This window comes from Glaciimonas sp. PCH181, from assembly GCF_003056055.1.
Lineage (GTDB): Bacteria > Pseudomonadota > Gammaproteobacteria > Burkholderiales > Burkholderiaceae_D > Glaciimonas.
The window spans coordinates 1377533-1395828 of record NZ_PYFP01000001.1 but is presented as its reverse complement, the minus strand read 5'-3'; the positions used below and the strand labels follow the sequence as shown (position 1 = coordinate 1395828).

The window sequence follows — 18296 nt, the reverse complement described above, 5'->3', positions numbered from 1 at the left end:
CTGCAAGAGTTTGCTTGCAGACCCAAATTTTTACTTAACAGTAATCACGTCACGGTACATCGGGGCCAGTTGCGCCAGCAATTGATTTTGTGCTCTGAACGGAATATCCATCGCATCCATTGATATTTGAAGCTCTTGGACCAGCGCATTAAACTGGGCTTTATTGATATTCAGTCGAGCATGTGCAGACTTCATACTTTGCCCTTGATAGGTGCACGGTCCGCCCAGCACCTGACAAAATTGCTCGACCAATTCTTTTTTGATGTGCTCTTGATTGGATGGCGCAAATAAGGGGCCGGTCAATGGGTTGGCGACCAGACGCGGCATAAAGTCGTCCATCAGTTTGACCAGACCTGGCTTTTCGCCAAACGCCTTATAGACTTCTACTGAAGTAGGGGCCATCAATGGCACATTTTGTGCCTGCGCACTGTCTATCGACACAGCGCCAGAGACGGACAGCAAGATAGCAAAGAAAAGTTTTTTCATGTTAATTCCTTAGAATTTTTTAAAATGCTAGCTGTGTGGAAAGGAAAAAGCCGGTTTGTTTGCGGTTGCTCACCAGTACCGGTGCGATGCGACCCAAGTCCAGATAGGCTAGCGTGACTGATACATTTTTTGTCGGTGCAAAGGCAATGAAGATATCTTTCCAGTCGTCCTCGCGCAGTCCGCCTGATGGCAAGGGCAAGGTGTTTCCCACTTTTTCGAGATTATTTGTTTTGAAGCGGTATTCAGCGCCAATGACGACTTTTCTGTTGAGCAAATAGGCGACTGAAAACTCTGGCCGCAGTCGGTAATTGTTTTCGCCTAACGCGCCGCCAAAACCTAATAAACCATTCTGGTTGGCCTTGGTTGCACGCAACGTCGCGTTCACCAGAATGCCTTGCGCCAGAAATAATTTGGTCGCACTAACGTAGAAATCAACGCCGTTATCTTTCGCGCCTAACGCGGCCAGGACAGGGGAAAAAGATCCTGCGTGCGTGGATTTATATTCCATTCCTACAGCGATTTGCGGCATATATGTGTCGGAGTCCAAAACAGCATCGCCCGCAACTTTGACTTTGACGCCAAGAATGTCCATTTTGATGTGCTGGCCGCTATTGACATTGAAGCCCAAACCATTCACGCCAACTACCGGCGAGGCATCAAAATTTTGCTCCGCTATGCTCAGCTCAACCCGGTCTCTGATACCGATTGCTGCGCCATAGCTAGTCAGAGAATAGTCGTTAACGACTGCGCGTGAAATATGTGCCGTACCGCCAATCTGGTCCGCCGTAGCATTGCTGCCAATGACTGCCCATGGTGTGAGGCCACCCCCGGCGGCACCATCAATTGAACTCACTCCGCCGGTCAGTAACAGTTTCCCGGTATCGGCGTAAGCGCCTGCGCTGAGCAATAGGCTAATTGCCGCGACAATACTTGTATTTATGCGCATATAAAATCCCCTGTAGTTATAAGTGAAGAAAAAAATTAACTCACCAAAGTGCCCCAAAACAATGGAATAGATCAAATAAGATTTTCGAATCTGAGGCATATACGCGGGGGTGAAATAAGTGGATTCAACAATTTGATGTGTTTGCGTTAAAAACAACGAATGCGATTTTTTCGCTTTTGATGTCAGGCAAGTTGAAGAATGCGAAAAGCCAGACTTGGCCGTATTTTGCTGTCGTTGCAGATCCATCGCGACAGTCTATTTTGGGATAGCTCAGGAAGATCTTAGCGGGACGTTGGTTTGTAAGGCCGATACCGACGAACAGGTCGGCAATAAGACTGATAATAAGATTAAGAGTATGGCGGAGAGCAAGACGGAGAGTAAGACGGAGAACATGGCTACCAAAAAGGCTGAGTAGCCGCTCTACAATTTTCTTTGTCACCATAGCTGCTTTGCGGTCTAATAAACGCCATGAAAACTGGCTGGTTAAAGAAAAAATGCGTCTTATAAATACTCCGCCAATCGATCGCCCGATCGTACATTTTGCACATGGCAATAGTTTCCCCTCCGGCACTTATCGGCGGTTTCTGGCATCGCTTGGCAAAGATTACGATGTCCACGCGCTGGAAATGCACGCGCACAATCCGACCTATCCCGTCACCGACGGCTGGCCCGCACTGGCGCAGGAATTGGTTGACGAATTGCTTGCCCGTTATCAACAGCCGGTGATTCTGGTGGGACATTCTCTGGGTGGCGCATTGTCATTGATGGCCGCGAAGCAGCGCCCTGATCTGGTGCGTTGCGTGGTGTTATTAGACACGCCGGTGCTGGCGGGATGGCGTGCCGGGTTATTAGCGTTGGCAAAAGTATTGCGGCTAGATCGTCCGATGTCACCGGCACGATTTTCAGAAAAACGCCGCAATTTGTGGCCGGATGCCGAAGCCGCCTATCAACATTTTTCCAGCAAACAGGTGTTTGCCAGTTGGCCCGAAGAAGTCTTGCGCGATTACGTCGAGCATGGTCTGGTCGAGCAACAAGGAGGGATGGCGTTGCGGTTTCGGCGTGATATTGAAACAGCGGTCTATCGCACGTTGCCACATCATTTCGGTCGGGTTGTTAGACGTCGTTATCCAGTGCCGGTGGGTTTTATCGGCGGGATGGATTCGATTGAGTGTCGACAAGCAGGCATGGCGGCAACCCGGCGTTTAGTCGGGCGGCATCTTCGCATGCTGCCTGGCGGTCATTTGTTTCCGCTAGAGACGCCACTAGCCGCGGCGAGTGCGACCGATAAAATGATTCGTTCGCTATTGAATACCTAAGTCTGGTTAGCATCAGGGCGAGATTTTTCGTCTTAATTTAGATCTTATTTCTACATATATTTGGGCAGAAGTTACGTCTGCTTACAGAGGAATCTGGGTAATTGGCGCTGCATGTTGTAGGATACAGGCCTTAACCAACCGATATTGTTATGTTATTTACACCAAATTCCCGTAAAAAAGCGTCAAATACCTCCCCAAACAGCCTCGGATTAGTGAAAACATCACTGGCTTCCTTGCGCCTGCGCAACTTTCGGAAACAAAGCGGTTCCTTGATGCAAGGCCTGTTGTTCACGATTGGTGGCGTCATTCTTACCGGGGCCGTTGTTGGTGGTTTGATCGTGGCATATGCGTTGGTTGTCATGCAGCCGCAATTACCGGATTTGGGTGCGATAACCGATTACCGGCCTAAAGTTCCCCTGCGTATTTACACTGCCGATCATGTCTTGATTGGTGAGTTTGGCGAAGAGCGTCGCAGTCTGGTTAAGCTCAATGATATTCCGGCCAACATGAAGAACGCCGTCCTGGCGATCGAAGACGCGCGCTTTTATCAGCATGGCGGCATTGATATGATCGGGATTTTGCGCGCAATCGGGACCGATATTCTGCATGGCGGCGCTTCGCAAGGTGCCAGCACGATTACGATGCAGGTCGCTCGTAACGTTTTTCTATCAAGCGAAAAAACCTATTCACGCAAGATTTATGAAATTCTGCTGGCCTATAAAATTGAATCCGCATTGACCAAAGATCAGATTCTTGAGGTGTATATGAATCAGATTTTTCTGGGGCAGCGATCATTTGGGTTTGCCGCCGCAGCGCGGGCTTATTTCGGCAAGGAATTAAAAGACATTACGTTGGCACAGGCGGCTATGTTAGCTGGTTTGCCAAAAGCGCCATCTGCCTACAATCCGGTGGTCAATCCAAAGCGTGCACGGATTCGTCAGGAATACATCTTGAAACGTATGCGTGATCTGGAATTTATTACTCAGCCAGAATATGAGCAAGCGTTGGCCGAAGATATCAAAGTCAAAACAACCGGTAATACTTATAGTGTTCATGCCGAATATGCGACCGAAATGGTGCGCCAATTGCTTTATGCGCAATACAAGGATGAGATCTACACTCGTGGTTTAACCGTCACGACGACGCTTAATTCGGTTGATCAGCAAGCTGGCTATGACGCAGTGCGAAAAGGCGTGATGGATTACGATCGTCGTCATGGCTATCGTGGCCCTGAAGCGCTGATTGAATTGCCATTGGGTGAAGATGCCCGGACTGATGCTGTGAGCGATGCATTGGATGACAAGCCGGACAACGATGATATCGTTCCTGCGGTGGTGCTGACGGTAAATCCGAAGCAGGTCGAGGTAATGTTGCGTAACGAAACAGTCATCAAAATTACCGGTGACGGTTTGCGTTTTGCTGCCGCAAGTCTGAGTGCGAAAGCCCCAAAAGCTACCAAGATTCAGCCCGGCTCGGTGATTCGGGTGATCGATTCTGCGAAAGGTTGGCAAATCACGCAACTACCTTCCGTGGAGGCGACGCTGGTGGCGTTGACGCCGCAAACCGGCGCGATTAAGACACTGATTGGCGGCTTCGATTTCAATCAAAATAAGTTTAATCACGTTACCCAAGCATGGCGTCAACCGGGATCGACCTTTAAACCGTTCATTTATTCCGCAGCGCTGGAAAAAGGCTTCGGCCCAGCCTCCATCGTGAATGATGCGCCGGTCTCATTTCCCGGCGGTCCGGGCCAGCCTAATTGGGAGCCGAAAGACGACGACACCCCAAATGGACCGATGCCGTTGCGGACCGGTTTGCAGCGCTCAAAAAATCTGGTCACCGTACGCTTGATGGATGCCATCGGCGCGCAATATGCGCAGGATTTCGTCACCAGCCATTTTGGCTTTGATCGTGATAAAATCCCGGCCTATTTACCGACCGCACTTGGCGCAGGGCAGACCACACCGCTGCAACTGGCGGGCGCGTATGCGGTACTGGCAAATGGCGGTTATCGTGTGAATCCCTATTTGATTTCAGAGGTTCTCGATGCCCGCGGTGTTTTGCTGTCACGCGCACAGCCTGAAATCGTCGGTCAAAATGCCACACGCGTGCTGGATGCGCGCAATAGCTACGTCATGACCAGCCTGTTGCAAACGGTCGCTCAGCGCGGCACTGGCGCGGGAACTAACGTACTTGGCCGTACCGATATCGCGGGTAAAACCGGGACGACGAATGATGCTTTCGATGGTTGGTTTGCCGGTTATCAAAACTCACTGGTGGCAGTTGCGTGGATGGGCTTTGATCAGCCGAAGACTTTAGGTAGTCGTGAATTTGGTGCGCAACTGGCGTTGCCGATCTGGGTCAGTTACATGGGGCGCGCATTGCGAGGTGTCCCGCAAGTACAAATGCCGATGCCAGAAGGCGTTACCACGATTAATAATGAATTGTTCTTCGATAACTTTACGCCGGGTAATGGCTTTATTGCCTCGCTGGGCGTCGGTGCCGGTCTTGGAACAAATGACGATGGCACGCCAATGACGCAAGAAGATCAGGAAAAGAGCAGCATCATGAAATTGTTTGATGGGCATTGATGGAATAAGGTGCATTTTGTAGCTTTTGACCAAAAGAAAATAAGGTTTTTACGCAAAAAAATGGCCCTCACTTATGAGGGCCATTTTTATTTCAGATTGCGATAAACGTGTGATGAGTTGTACCCTCAGTTGCACCCTCCTTTCTTAGCGAGGGTGGTCTATTTTACTTGCACACCCCATTGTCTTTCCAAGGCTCACCGGCCCAGCCAGCAGTACCTGGAACATGGTGCTGTTCTGCCCACCATTTGGTGGTGTAAGAGTGACCATCTTTTTGCACAGTCGTGCCGCCGCTATAGCTCTTTTTGGTCCACTCAGGAATATCTTGGCAAACGCCTTCAACCACTTCGTTGGCCGCTTTTTTCACCAGCACAGTGTGTGCTTTTTTGCTGCTTAGATTGCCTTCCTTAACCGTCACTGTGAACAGATAACGTGTATCTTGCTGCAGCTTAGGTGCTGTGAAGTCTAGCTTTGCACCGTTGGCATTGAGCGCCATATGGGGCGAAACGCTCCAGCTGTAGCTCAGTTTTCCGCCATTGGATGCGCTTGAATTTGCGGCATTCAACGTGACCGTTACACCGGCATCGGCTTGCGATGGACCACTAATGTTAGCCACCGGTGGACGCACTTCTTCGCCCTTTTCCTGGACGACGAAGTTGTGCTTTGCGGTTGCTTTACGACCGCCGTGGGCAGCGGACACATCCAGCGTGGCTTGATAATTGCCAGCAACTAAGCTTGCAAGGTGCAATTGCTGCAATGATCCTTGCAAGACTTGTACGCCCGCATTGTTACTGACGCTCCAGCTGTACGTTGGCGCAGTGCCGCCTGAACCGGCAAAGTTGGCTTTCGCTTGCAAGCTTACTGCGTTACCTTGGTTAATGGATGCTGCACCGGTAATGGTGGCAGAGGCCGCGACTGCGGTGACTTTCATCGTCGCAGTATGCTTCTGCCCATTTTTATTTGTGACAGTTAGTTGGAAGCTACCTTCGCCTGTCTGATTTTTATCAACAACAACTTCTGCTACGGCGTTATCCATTTTGCGTAGAGTGAACGGGCCAGAAATTTTGGTCCATTGATGGCTAGTTGCGCCCACGCTCTTGCTACCGTCGAGTTTGTAAGCAAAGCCAGAAGAACTGGTCGCGACCACGTTGATATCGCTACCAACAACGGCTTGCGGCGCATCTGACGGTTTATCGTCGTCGCCACCTTCCGCAATTTTGATATCCATTTCGTAGCTATAGTCTGCTTTTTTTACATACACCTGATAGCTGGTTTTGCCGCTTTCAAGTACGACGTTGCCTTGTTTAAGGGTGCCGATTTTTGCAGGCATATTTTTGTCATTAGTTGCTTTTGCGATCGCGAATAGCCATTCCGAGCTGCTCATATCCTGTGGCAATACGAACGAAGTTTCGCCTGCAACGCTACCGCCGCCGCTTTTGCTGAATAGGCGGAATTTAATGGTGGAACCTGCTTTCAGATCGGTTTGGGCTTGAATGCCACCGCCGGTTGAACTCCATGACTCAACGCTACTACCTTGAATATCGACATCGCTGCATGAGATGAAATTTTCACGTGTGCCATGGCCACGCGATACCGGCCACATGGTGACAATGGTATGAGGGCCGCGCTGAGCCGATGGCAGCTTGACTGTTTCGGTCCAGCGGGTGTGACTATAAGAGCCAGCCTTATCAAAATGACCTAACACTTCTAAATCAGACCACGCTAGCGGCTTAGTTAAGTCAGTGCCATTTTTGGTGATGTAGTAACGAATGTGATCGGTGGTGTGATAGGCCGTGAACAAGTAAGTAAGGGAAATTTCTTCTGCACTATTTGGTGTGATGGCTGTTTTCGCCCATTTTGAAGTAGGCATATCCAAACTGCTCGATCTCCCTTTTGCGCTGCAAATTTTTCCATCCGGAAGCGCATTCTCATAATCCAGGTAATCATCGCCTTGATAAAGGTGGCCATTGGCGCTGTACATAGCACCAGGCTGAGTCGACAGCAGTACTTGACAACCGGCAGAGCCAGGGTGTTTTTCGCACATTTTTGAGCGCACCAATGGTGATTCCAAATAGCCATGCGCCAAGGAATTTTGCGCTATCAATAACGCTACGCAGGTTGCTAGCGACGACAAGATAAAACGTTTTTTTGTGTGTGATTTCATCATTTATATAAGTGGTTTTTGATAGTAAAAAAGACTCTTACCAAGCGATTGCCGTGGATGACAGCGCTTTGTGCTTATTATCGATACCGTGGAGTTTTATAGAAATGAGACAACAGCGCGAGGTGATGCAGAGGATTCTGTTTGTTGCGGCGCTATAGCGCAGTATCAATATTGGGGCTTCGGTCATGGCCGAAGATGGCGCGCACGAAAAACCGGTTATTTACACGCTTTTCAATGCCATAACATCGATATCTCTATCTTTTAGTTATGAAATTTCATCACTTTTAGAGGCGACTTTATGCTCGCTTGTCATACCGGCATCAGGTTTGTGTCAATAACACGTCATTAATGGGTAATAGCGCGTAATAGAGTGTAATACCGGCGTGATATGTTGATAGTCATTTAGAATGGCGCAAATTAAGTCACTTTCCTCATCCACTACGTGTCAATAAATACCCTTGGCATCGATCGCAGCCGTCACTTTTGTTATTCCACATTAGGAAAACTATCATGCAACAACTTTCTCCAAGCGGACGTCAGGCAATAGAGGAGATCGCAAGACGCCACGGATTTAGCGCCGATGCGGTCATAAGCATGCTTGAATCCGTGATCAATGGAAATGGCGGCATGGCGCAATTTAATCATCCGGAATTCAGTGGCTCGGGCCAATGGATGCAGGGCGGTATGACCATGGTTTCTGACATGTTTAACAATTACCTCAAAAATCGCGTGGATAGTTTGTGTTCCGAGTTGGCGCGGCTGACGGCGAATCAACCTGATTTATTGCGTAGCGGCAGCTTTCAGTCGCAAAGCCAGGGCGGTTCACGGCAGAGTGGTCAGCAGCAAAATAACTATGCGAATTCGCAGTTTCAAGACGTGAATTTTCCGCCGATGGATCATTCTGCCAGCCTGTTTGTTGCCCCCGCGCCGGGGAAGGGTGCCGATTGGTGGCCTGCCGATTTGCGTTGGCCCAACAGCACTGGCGCGCAAAACGACGTGCGTTACGCTTACTTTGCACAGGCGCGTCGTCTGGCGATTGAAGTGCATGGCAAAGTGACTGTGTACGATACGCTGGATCACCAGATCGGCGGCTTCTCGCAACAACAATCCTACGGCGGTTCGCTGAGCTTTAACAGCCAATATGGTTTGATTGATGTCAGCAGCTTACCGGTGATTTCGGTGGATGGCATGCCGCAAGCAAGCCAGACCAACAATGTGCCGAATCAGTTTGTGAACACGCCGGCACCGATGCCAGCGCCCGCAAATGATGCGTCGCCTGTCGCAGCGCCGCAGCAAACTGCTAATGTCAATCTTGGCACTTCCATGGCGGATGCAGACATTTTTATGATGATCGAGAAGCTGGCCGATTTGCGCAGCAGAGATCTTCTTACTGCAGAAGAATTCGCCGCTAAGAAGACTGAATTGTTGGCACGTCTGTAATCTGATTATGCAACGTTGTCGTCGGTAGCAATTACATTTTTGCCGCCAGGATGAAAAAAGCTCTCATATTGAGAGCTTTTTTTACTCCTGAAGTCGGGGGGGCAACGCTGCGTTCTGTCAAGTTCTTACAGCGTTTTTTAAGCAGGAGCAGGAACCAAATCTCCACCAACGCGGTGCCCTTTAATGCGCAGCACCAACACCCCGGCGATCAGACAGGCCGCGCCCATCAACATCGACGATAACGTATAACTGCCCAAACTATTACGCATCGATCCGGCTAGCATGGTCGCGCTGGCTGCACCTAATTGATGTCCTGCGACAATCCATCCGAACACAATTGGTGCGGCAAGTCTGCCAAAAACATCATTCGCTAAACGGACGGTCGGCGGCACGGTAGCAATCCAGTCCAGACCGTAAATAATCGCGAAAATCGGCAAGCCGAAATAGCTCAGGCCAAACGCATGCGGCAGAAAAATCAGCGCGACGCCGCGCAAGCTGTAATACCAAAATAACAGTACGCGGGGATTGAAACGATCCGATAACCAGCCAGACATCGTCGTGCCAACCAGATCCAGCAAGCCCATCGTCGCCAGAAAACTCGCGCCGCCGACTGCTGAAATACCATAGTCGCCGCACATCGCAATGAAATGCGAACCGATGTAGCCGTTGGTGCTCATCCCACAGATAAAGAAGCTAAAAAACAGTAGCCAGAAATCACGGATTTTGACAACTTTACCTAATGCTTCGAACGCAATCGACAACGGATTTTTTTGCTTGGTCTGCGCTTCTGCCGGAATATCTTCCAACTGGCCATAACGCTTTAACCCCAAATCCTGCGGACGCTCGGGTAAGAATATCGCCACTAAAGGGATTGCCAAAGCCGCGACACTGGCGACTAAGATTGCGACAGAGCGCCAGCCGAAATGCTCAACCATGTAGGCCATCAGCGGCAAAAATACCATTTGTCCAGTAGCTGAACTGGCTGTCAGCATCCCCATCGCCAAGCCGCGGCGCGTCTCAAACCAACGACTGACAATGGTCGCGGCCAGCGTGTTGGCAGCGACGCCGCTACCCGCACCTACCAAAATTCCCCACGCCAGCACCATGTGCCAAGGCATCGTCATTAAGGTACTGAGCGCTGTTCCCACCGCCAGCAATACCAGCGCACCCAATACAATCGGGCGAATCCCGTAGCGTTGCATGGCCGCTGCCGAAAACGGACCGATCAAACCGTACAGCGCAATATTGACGGAAATGACAAACGAAATAGTGGTGCGGGTCCAGCCGAACTCATGTTCCAGCGGCAGTATCATAACCGATGGCGTGGCGCGAATTCCAGCAGCCGCAAGCAGCACCAAAAAAGTAATGCCTACGACGATCCACACGTAGCTAAAACGTGTGCGGCCCATGATCATTTGTATAGTCTTGTTCATAAAAATACGCCTAGATATGTTGAAATTTAGTATTGGCGTCGTCGACGAGTTCCATTAATGCCCGATGATTTTTTTCGCCTATTATTGCGCTGATTTCGAGCTCTGCTTTATGCCAGCCAGGCATGGATTTTTTCCATTTTTGCATTCCCTCAGCGCTCAAACTGACGCCAAATGAACGTTTATCGGTCAGCATTTCCAGCGGCAAATCGACCGTTTCTACCCAGCCTGCGCTGATTAACGGCTTCAGTGCGCGGCTCATCGTGCTGCGATCCATTCCCATATTGGCCGCCAAAGGGATGACACCGATGGGACCCGACTTACCGATGCGGGCGAGCAACGAATATTGACTAATAGTTAATTCATTGCTGGCTAAATGGCGATCGTAAATACTGGTCATTTTGCGGGTGAGTTGCCGTAGCTTTGAGCAACTGCATTGGAGGGTATTATTCATTTTTCCATGTATATGCATCGATGCATATGCATGCTACAGAAAAATTAGCAGCAGCGTTAACAGAATTTTCAGGGGCGTGGCGTGAATACGACAAATCCACAATTGTTAATACGGTATCGATTTTACTAATTTTGATCTACCGCAATATTTCTGTTTCAGAATGGATTTACCATCCACCGGCCCTGACTTTTAGACGACGCCCCCGGTATTTGTCCTGCCATCGCTTAGCCCTTGGATGACGCGCATTGTCAGCTGTTTTTGTTAAAGGATCTTCTTATGCATAGATTTTTGCCGGAGCCGGTGCAGCCACAAGCGCCCATGCCGCATCGTAAAGTTATTCGCTCATGGTTATTGCCAGTGGTTCGGCGCAGCACTGCCCGTGCACTTTTCTTGGTAGCGCTGGACGTTGCGTTGTTTGGATTAGCAATGGTGGCGACGGTTTGGTTTCATCACGCCGCCGTCAAATTGCTATGTGCGGTCGTGGCGGGTCTTATCATCGGTCGCTTGTTTATTTTGGGCCACGATGCTTGTCATCAAAGTTTTACGCCGCATCGACGCTTGAATCGTTGGCTTGGGCGTCTGGTTTTTCTGCCGTCTCTTACCCCGTATAGTTTGTGGGATGTCGGCCATAACGTGGTGCATCACGGCTATACCAATTTAAAGGGTTTCGATTTTGTCTGGCATCCGCACACGTTGGAAGAGTTTCAAGCGCTGCCACGCTGGCGGCAATGGCTAGAGCGCGTTTATCGTAGCGGTTGGGCATCCTGGTTGTATTACCTGATTGAAGTGTGGTGGCTGCGCATGATGTTTCCCAGCAGTCGCCAGATGCCGACGCGCCGTCGCGTATTTTTTTGGGATTGCGTGTTGGTATCGGTCGCTGCTGTTGTATGGATAGCAGCGCTGGTCGCCGCCTCCAACGCTACCGGACAATCACTGTGGCTGACCTTGTTTGCAGGTTTTGTACTGCCGTTTTTGACCTGGAACGCGATGATTGGATTTGTCGTCTATGTGCATCACACACATGCGGGAATCGCGTGGTATCAAGACAAACTGGTCTGGGCTTCGGCGCAGCCGTTTGTCTCAACCACGGTGCATTTGACGTTTCGTTATCGCATTGGCACGCTGCTGCATCACATCATGGAACACACCGCGCATCACGTCGATATGAGTATTCCGCTATACCGGTTGAAACAAGCCCAGCAGGTGCTGGAGGTCATGCTGCCGGGGCGCATTGTGATTCAACAGTTTTCATGGCGCTGGTATTTCGACACCGCACGCCGTTGCAAGCTATACGATTTTAAGCGACGTTGCTGGACCAATTTTGCCGGACAACCGACCACTGAGCCAGTGATGGTGGGCTGACCTGCAATTGCATCATGCCCACCATGAGCGATTATTTGACGGTATTATTTTCTTGGATTAGTGCGACATTAACACCGGAATCGTCATCGTCTTCAGTACGGTTTTGGTGACGCCGCCTAACAAAACTTCACGAAAACGGGTGTGACCATAGCCGCCCATCACAATCAGATCGGACCGTAAATCGGCCGCCAGTGACAGCAATGTATTCCCAACATCCATTTCGGTCACTTCTTGCAAAACATCCACCTTGATCTTGTGGCGAGCCAGATAGAGCGCGATATCTGCGCCCGGTTGTTCGCCATGCGCATTAAATTGGACCGAAGGATTGAACAGCGCCACGGCGACATTCTTGGCACGCTTAAGCATTGGGATTGCGTTTGTTAATGCACGCGTTGCTTCCATGCTGCCGTCCCACGTTACCAGAACATTGTTACCGATATGCTTAAACTCCCCTGCATAAGGAACGATCAACACCGGTCGCCCGCAATTCAGCATCACATATTCCGGCATGCCGGAGATTACCCGTGAACAGGTTTCATCCACATCGGTTTGACTGATGACAACCAGATCGCTATACCTGCCTTGCAGAGAAAGCGCGTCCCCCGGTTCGTCATTGACGAGTCTTTTTTCATACGATAGCACCCCCATTTGCTGCGCAATCGCATCAAATTCAGTCAATGCTTTTTCAGCCTGTTCTTTTAAGTTATCGAGTTCAGCGGCTACGACGGTCCAGGCCATGTCTACCGCGGCGTCCTGATACATGATGCGTGAGATACCGGTCATCGCACTGCCGATCAAATGTGCGTTTTCGGCAAGCGCTATTTCTGCGGCTATTCTGATGCGCGCCGCTGCATGTCTGGATTGATCTACATGCACCAGAATTGTTTTATAAGACATGGAATTGCCTCTCTTTGATGCTGCATATTGCAGGTCCTGGCCTTTGCGCCAGGTAAATACGCTCTTGATTGCTACAGCTGATAGGTGAATCGACAAACATCTATTGAAGTGGCAATCCATACCCGAATCGGACTAACGATTCAAGCGCGTTCATCTTTAATGTAGGTGTTAAGACCAAGAGAGTCCAGAAACAAACGATTGCACCAATGCATCTTTTGCCGAAATTTGATCCACATCAAATACGCAAGTCGCAGCGATTTTCAGTATTGGTTTGTAGGCAAGGCTAGATTAACTTTGGCAGCGGGTTTGCGCAGATTTGATGTAAGTCAAAGTTTTTGCGGATTGGCATCTTTACACTGCGTCGATCAGGCCGCGATCCAACTTTGGTGCGGCCAGCAGCGGAGTGTAAATAATGGTGGCATCCACAATACCGGCAGTAGCAATTCCGATTGTAGACATCAATCCCGAACTGGTTAACAAGCTACAGCAACTGGGGCCACGGTATACGTCTTATCCCACAGCGGATCGATTTACTGAAGCCTTCGGCTATCGCGATTACTTGCAAGCGGTCGCCAGCTTACGCACACGTGGCAGCAAAAATGCACTATCGCTTTATCTGCATATTCCATTCTGCGATACGGTCTGCTATTACTGTGCTTGTAATAAAATTGTGACTAAAAACCGTGAGAAAGCGGCGATTTATCTTAGCTATCTGAAACGCGAAATAGCTATGCAGGGAAGATTATTTTCCGGGATGAATCAGGTGGCGCAATTGCACTTTGGCGGTGGTACGCCGACGTATCTTTCAAATGGTCAGATGGCTAATCTGATGGCGTATCTGCGGCGCTGGTTTCAATTTGCGCCGGATGATGTCGGTGAATATTCGATTGAAATCGATCCACGTACAGTCTCCGCAGAGCGTGTACATCACCTGCGTGCGCAGGGCTTTAACCGGATTAGTCTGGGTGTTCAGGATTTCGATCCGCACGTGCAAAAAGCAGTTAATCGGATTCAACCGGAAGCTCAGACGCTAGAGATTATTAATGCCGCCCGAGATGCGCGGTTTCGCTCGATCAGCATCGATCTGATTTATGGTCTGCCGCAACAAAACGTCATTACCATGGGGCAGACGCTGGCGAAGGTTATCAAAGCAAATCCAGATCGTATTGCCGTCTACAACTATGCGCATATGCCGCACTTATTTAAGCCGCAGCGGCGCATTGTCGAGCAGGACTTGCCCAGCGCTGAGGCCAAGCTCGATATGCTGTCTTTGTGTATCAAACGGCTGACGGATGCTGGCTATGTTTACATCGGCATGGACCATTTTGCAAAGCCGACTGACGAACTGGCGGTCGCGCAGCGACATGGAAGGTTGCATCGTAATTTTCAGGGATATTCAACCCACGCGGATGCCGATCTTGTGTCTTGCGGCGTATCGGCAATCAGCGCGGTGGCCGCGACTTATAGTCAGAACGTCAAGACACTCGACGCCTATTACGACCTGATTGAAAAAAATGAATTGCCGATTGCGCGTGGCATCAAATTGACAATGGATGATGTGCTGCGGCGCGTGATTATTCAAATGCTTATGTGCAATTTTGAATTATCCATTGCCTCGATTGAAGAAGCCTATCCCATCACTTTCAATGATTATTTTGCAACCGAGCTGGTGGCAATATCTGGTCTGGCGCAGGACGGCTTGCTGGACATCGATGCCGAATGGCTCACCGTTACCGCAAAAGGACGCTTGCTGATTCGCAATATTTGCATGGTGTTCGATCGTTATCTGTATGCCAAATCCGCCTCGTTACGTTATTCAAAGACCATCTGAGTGGGGCAACCATGACCGTGCTTAGCCTGTTCCCTCTCTTTATGGTTGGCCTGCTTGGCAGTGTGCATTGCGTGGGAATGTGCGGAGGGATTGTGAGCGCATTCTCCGTCGCCTCAACGCCGGTAAAAAAATTTCCCGTAGCGGTTATCGCCCGCCGGGCCACTGCGGTGTCGGGGCTGGATGGGGTCTCGCGGGTAGTTGCGTATAACGTGGGACGGATTGGAAGTTATGCCATCGCGGGGGCAATCGTCGGCGGCTTCGCAGGCGGGTTGCGCTTCTTGGTAGGCGGGGCGCTGATACAGGCGGTGGGCTATTGGCTGGCCAATCTGATGTTGGTGGCGCTCGGCTTGTATTTAATGGATGCGTGGCGTGGGATTGTCCGGTTGGAATCCATTGGACAAGCATTATGGCGACGGATACAGCCGCTGATGAAATATTTAATGCCACTTGAAGGGCGCTTTAGTCCGTTAAAGATGTTTGCGCTGGGCGGCTTATGGGGCTGGCTGCCTTGCGGGATGGTGTATAGCGTATTGCTGACAGCGATGCTCAGCGGTTCGGCGTTGTCCGGGGCGGCGGTCATGCTGGCTTTCGGTCTGGGAACGTTGCCAACTTTACTGGCGATGGGGATGGTCGGCGCAAGGCTGAAAAATTGGCTACAGCGCCGTCCGGTGCGTGTGATTAGCGGCGTGATTGTCCTGAGTTTTGGCGTGCTGGGCTTATACCGTGCCGCGCATGGTTTGCCTGTGCACTGGCTGGATACAGTCTGCACCACGGTGACCGGGGTAGGGGATAAACCGTGAGCGCGGTGCTGTGTGGATCGCCGCAAGTTGTGCCGGGCTGTTTTCATTGCGGTTTGCCTGTGCCCCTCGAAACAGAAGGAAAAAGTTGGCAGGTTCTGATTGATGGCGTCATGCGGCCGATGTGTTGCCCCGGCTGTCAGACCGTCGCGCAATGCATTGTCGATAACGGCTTGTGTGATTTTTATAGCACACGCAAATGGTTTTCGGTGACGGCCGCGCAAGAGACCTTGATCCCGCCCGAACTTCAGTTATACGACGACGCCCACACTTCGGCAGTGGAGCAAGCCGGGCAAACGACAACCGATCCCGCGATGGAAACGTGCGAGGCTGCTTTTTCGATAGAAGGCATCCGCTGTGCTGCCTGCGTTTGGTTGATCGAGCGCCGATTAGCACGCTTGCCCGGCATGTGCAGCATCAATGTAAATGTCTCTACCGAATGCCTCCATGTGCGCTGGAACAAGACGGTCTGCAAGCCCAGCGACATCCTGAAATCGCTGCGGGAAATCGGCTACGCAGCTTATCCGTTTGATCCGGTCAGACATGGCGAACAATTAGAGCGCACCAGAAAAAAACTTTTTCGCCAGCTGTTTATTGCTGGCTTATCGATGATGCAGGTGATGATGTATGCGCTGCCGGTCTATCTGGCCACCGACGGCACGATGGATGAAGCAATGACCAGCCTGATGCGATGGGCTGGATTGTTATTAACTTTGCCAGCGATTTGTTATTCGGCGCAGCCGTTCTTTTATGGCGCATGGATCAATCTGAAACATCGCTGGCTGGGCATGGACGTGCCCGTATCGATCGGCATTGTGGCTGCTTTCGGCGGCAGCGTGATGGCAACCTTGCGGGGCCATGGCGACGTGTATTTTGATTCGCTTACGATGTTTATTTTCTTATTGTTATGCAGCAGATATCTGGAGCTTATGGCGCGGCGCAAGGCGGCTTCGGCATTGGATAATTTGCATCACGCCTTGCCTGCCTCGGCATGGCGCATGCCGGGATATCCGTTTTGCCGCGATACCGAACTGATACCGGCGGCGCAATTGCGTGCGGACGATGTCATCCTGATCAAGCCGGGCGACGCGATTGCTGCCGATGGTGTGATTCTTGAAGGCACGACTACCGTCGATGTGTCGTTGCTGACCGGCGAAAGTCAGGCGCAGTCCAAGACGATTGGGGCGAATTTGCCCGGGGGGGCAATCAATGCGACCCAGCCGATTGTGATGCGGGTCACACACGCCAGCGCGGACAGCACGCTGTCTGTGTTGATGCAATTGATCGTGCGCGCAGGACAGGGTAAGCCGCAACTGTCGTTATGGGCTGACAAAGTCGCGGCATGGTTTGTCGGCGGACTCCTCTTGTTCGCGGTGGTGGTATTTTTTCTGTGGCAATGGATTGATCCAGCGCGTGCGTGGCCGATTGCGATTGCCGTGCTGGTGGTGTCCTGCCCATGCGCATTATCGCTTGCCACTCCTACTGCGCTGGCTGCCGCGACCGACCGATTGGTACGGCGAAAGATCCTGATCGTGCAGCCGCACGTATTAGAAACATTGCATCGCGCCACGCATATTATTTTTGATAAGACCGGCACATTGACTGTCGGCAAGCCGGTTTTGCAGAATATAGAAACGCTCGGGATTGCATCGCCAGAATGGTGTTTGCAAGTTGCCGCAGCGTTAGAGGTATTCAGTGCGCATCCTCTGGCTGGCGCGATTGTCGATGCGGCGAAAGATCGGAGCCGACAACAAGAAAGTGATTTATCGCCCCTTGCCGCTAGCTGTGTCAATGATGTGCGCGAGGTTGCCGGGCAGGGATTGGAAGGCAGCGTCGATGGTGTACTTTTCCGTTTTGGGGCTGCTGCTTTCGTTGAGAAATTGGCCGGTTACTCGGTTACCGCACAAGCCGCAGTGGGCGTAACTTCAATCTATCTGGGTTCGCGTGCTAACTGGCTTGCCCGTTTTGATGTGGCCGACGGCTTGCGCAGCGATGCGCGGCAGGTTGTCAGCCATTTCCGTGCCGCGGGAAAAACTGTCATTCTGCTCAGCGGCGATCAGCAAGCTGTTGCGCGGCATGTTGCGGAGGCGCTGGGGATAAGCACCGCGTTGGGTGAGTACCTGCCCGAACAAAAATTGGCCTACGTTCAGGCGTTGCAAGGCGATGGGGCAATTGTGGCAATGGTTGGCGATGGCATTAATGATGCTGCCGTATTGCGCGCGGCCGATGTGTCCTTTGCGATGGGGAATGGCGCGGCGCTGGCCCAGATGCACGCCGATTGTGTGCTGCTGTCGGGCCGCTTATCGTCGCTCTCGGAAGTGGATGCGACGGCGGCGCAGACGCTCTCTGTGATACGACAGAATCTGACGTGGGCGCTACTGTATAACCTGGTGGCAATACCTGCTGCCGCGCTTGGATTGCTGAATCCCTGGTTATCCGGGATCGGCATGTCTGTCAGTTCGGCCGTAGTCGTACTAAACGCATTGCGTTTGCGGCGAATAAAGCATAAGTCGGGCGACGGCATTGAGGCTGCCACGGGGGCATTGGTAACGTCGCCATCCTTGCGAACTTCTTCAATGTAAAGG

The 18296-nt window shown here is 51.1% G+C and carries 13 protein-coding genes; 7 read left to right on the top strand and 6 right to left on the bottom strand.

What is annotated here, in order from left to right; translation table 11 throughout:
* Positions 1-30: 30 nt before the first annotated feature.
* Together C7W93_RS06310 and C7W93_RS06305 are read right to left on the bottom strand one after the other, a co-directional pair.
* On the bottom strand, positions 31-486 hold the full coding sequence (locus C7W93_RS06310) for a group 1 truncated hemoglobin (protein WP_108439261.1): 456 nt from the start codon (positions 484-486) through the stop codon (positions 31-33).
* Positions 487-505: 19 nt separating this feature from the next.
* Positions 506-1432 (bottom strand): DUF3034 family protein, encoded by a 927-nt coding sequence (locus tag C7W93_RS06305; RefSeq protein ID WP_108440510.1) that lies wholly within the window; start codon positions 1430-1432, stop codon positions 506-508.
* 494 nt (positions 1433-1926) lie between these two features.
* Here C7W93_RS06305 and C7W93_RS06300 point away from each other — a divergent pair, with 494 nt between their 5' ends.
* Together C7W93_RS06300 and C7W93_RS06295 are read left to right on the top strand one after the other, a co-directional pair.
* Positions 1927-2748 carry an alpha/beta fold hydrolase gene (locus C7W93_RS06300; protein ID WP_108439260.1) on the top strand — a complete coding sequence of 274 codons (822 nt, stop codon included), beginning with the start codon at positions 1927-1929 and terminating at the stop codon, positions 2746-2748.
* 272 nt (positions 2749-3020) lie between these two features.
* Positions 3021-5339, top strand: a complete 2319-nt coding sequence (locus C7W93_RS06295; RefSeq protein ID WP_225869860.1) for a penicillin-binding protein 1A — start codon at positions 3021-3023, stop codon at positions 5337-5339.
* Positions 5340-5502: 163 nt separating this feature from the next.
* Here C7W93_RS06295 and C7W93_RS06290 read toward each other — a convergent pair whose 3' ends face one another.
* Positions 5503-7500: a lytic polysaccharide monooxygenase gene (locus tag C7W93_RS06290; RefSeq protein ID WP_225869859.1), complete on the bottom strand. Its 1998-nt coding sequence runs from the start codon at positions 7498-7500 to the stop codon at positions 5503-5505.
* Between the two features lie 510 nt (positions 7501-8010).
* Here C7W93_RS06290 and C7W93_RS06285 point away from each other — a divergent pair.
* Positions 8011-8940: an SHOCT domain-containing protein gene (locus C7W93_RS06285; RefSeq protein WP_108439257.1), complete on the top strand. Its 930-nt coding sequence runs from the start codon at positions 8011-8013 to the stop codon at positions 8938-8940.
* Between the two features lie 137 nt (positions 8941-9077).
* Here the strand turns inward: C7W93_RS06285 and C7W93_RS06280 are convergent, their stop codons facing one another.
* Both C7W93_RS06280 and C7W93_RS06275 read right to left on the bottom strand, forming a co-directional pair.
* Positions 9078-10373, bottom strand: coding sequence for an MFS transporter (locus C7W93_RS06280; protein WP_108439256.1), 1296 nt, complete (start codon positions 10371-10373; stop codon positions 9078-9080).
* A gap of 10 nt (positions 10374-10383) precedes the next feature.
* Positions 10384-10824: a MarR family winged helix-turn-helix transcriptional regulator gene (locus C7W93_RS06275; protein WP_108439255.1), complete on the bottom strand. Its 441-nt coding sequence runs from the start codon at positions 10822-10824 to the stop codon at positions 10384-10386.
* Positions 10825-11100: 276 nt separating this feature from the next.
* Here C7W93_RS06275 and C7W93_RS06270 point away from each other — a divergent pair, with 276 nt between their 5' ends.
* Positions 11101-12186 carry a fatty acid desaturase gene (locus C7W93_RS06270; RefSeq protein WP_225869761.1) on the top strand — a complete coding sequence of 362 codons (1086 nt, stop codon included), beginning with the start codon at positions 11101-11103 and terminating at the stop codon, positions 12184-12186.
* A 57-nt stretch (positions 12187-12243) separates the two neighbouring features.
* Here the strand turns inward: C7W93_RS06270 and C7W93_RS06265 are convergent, their stop codons facing one another.
* Entirely contained in the window at positions 12244-13083 is an 840-nt protein-coding gene (locus tag C7W93_RS06265; protein WP_108439254.1) for a universal stress protein, read from the bottom strand.
* A 412-nt stretch (positions 13084-13495) separates the two neighbouring features.
* On the opposite strand from C7W93_RS06265, the gene hemN reads away from it, so the two are divergent.
* From hemN to C7W93_RS06250, 3 genes are read left to right on the top strand one after another with little or no spacing between them, the layout of a single operon-like run.
* Entirely contained in the window at positions 13496-14914 is a 1419-nt protein-coding gene (gene hemN, locus C7W93_RS06260; RefSeq protein ID WP_108439253.1) for an oxygen-independent coproporphyrinogen III oxidase, read from the top strand.
* An 11-nt stretch (positions 14915-14925) separates the two neighbouring features.
* A complete protein-coding gene (locus C7W93_RS06255; RefSeq protein ID WP_108439252.1) occupies positions 14926-15714 on the top strand; it encodes a sulfite exporter TauE/SafE family protein in 789 nt (262 codons plus the stop codon).
* A complete protein-coding gene (locus C7W93_RS06250; RefSeq protein WP_108439251.1) occupies positions 15711-18293 on the top strand; it encodes a heavy metal translocating P-type ATPase in 2583 nt (860 codons plus the stop codon). Before C7W93_RS06255 ends, C7W93_RS06250 begins: the two co-directional genes overlap by 4 nt.
* Positions 18294-18296 lie beyond the last annotated feature (3 nt).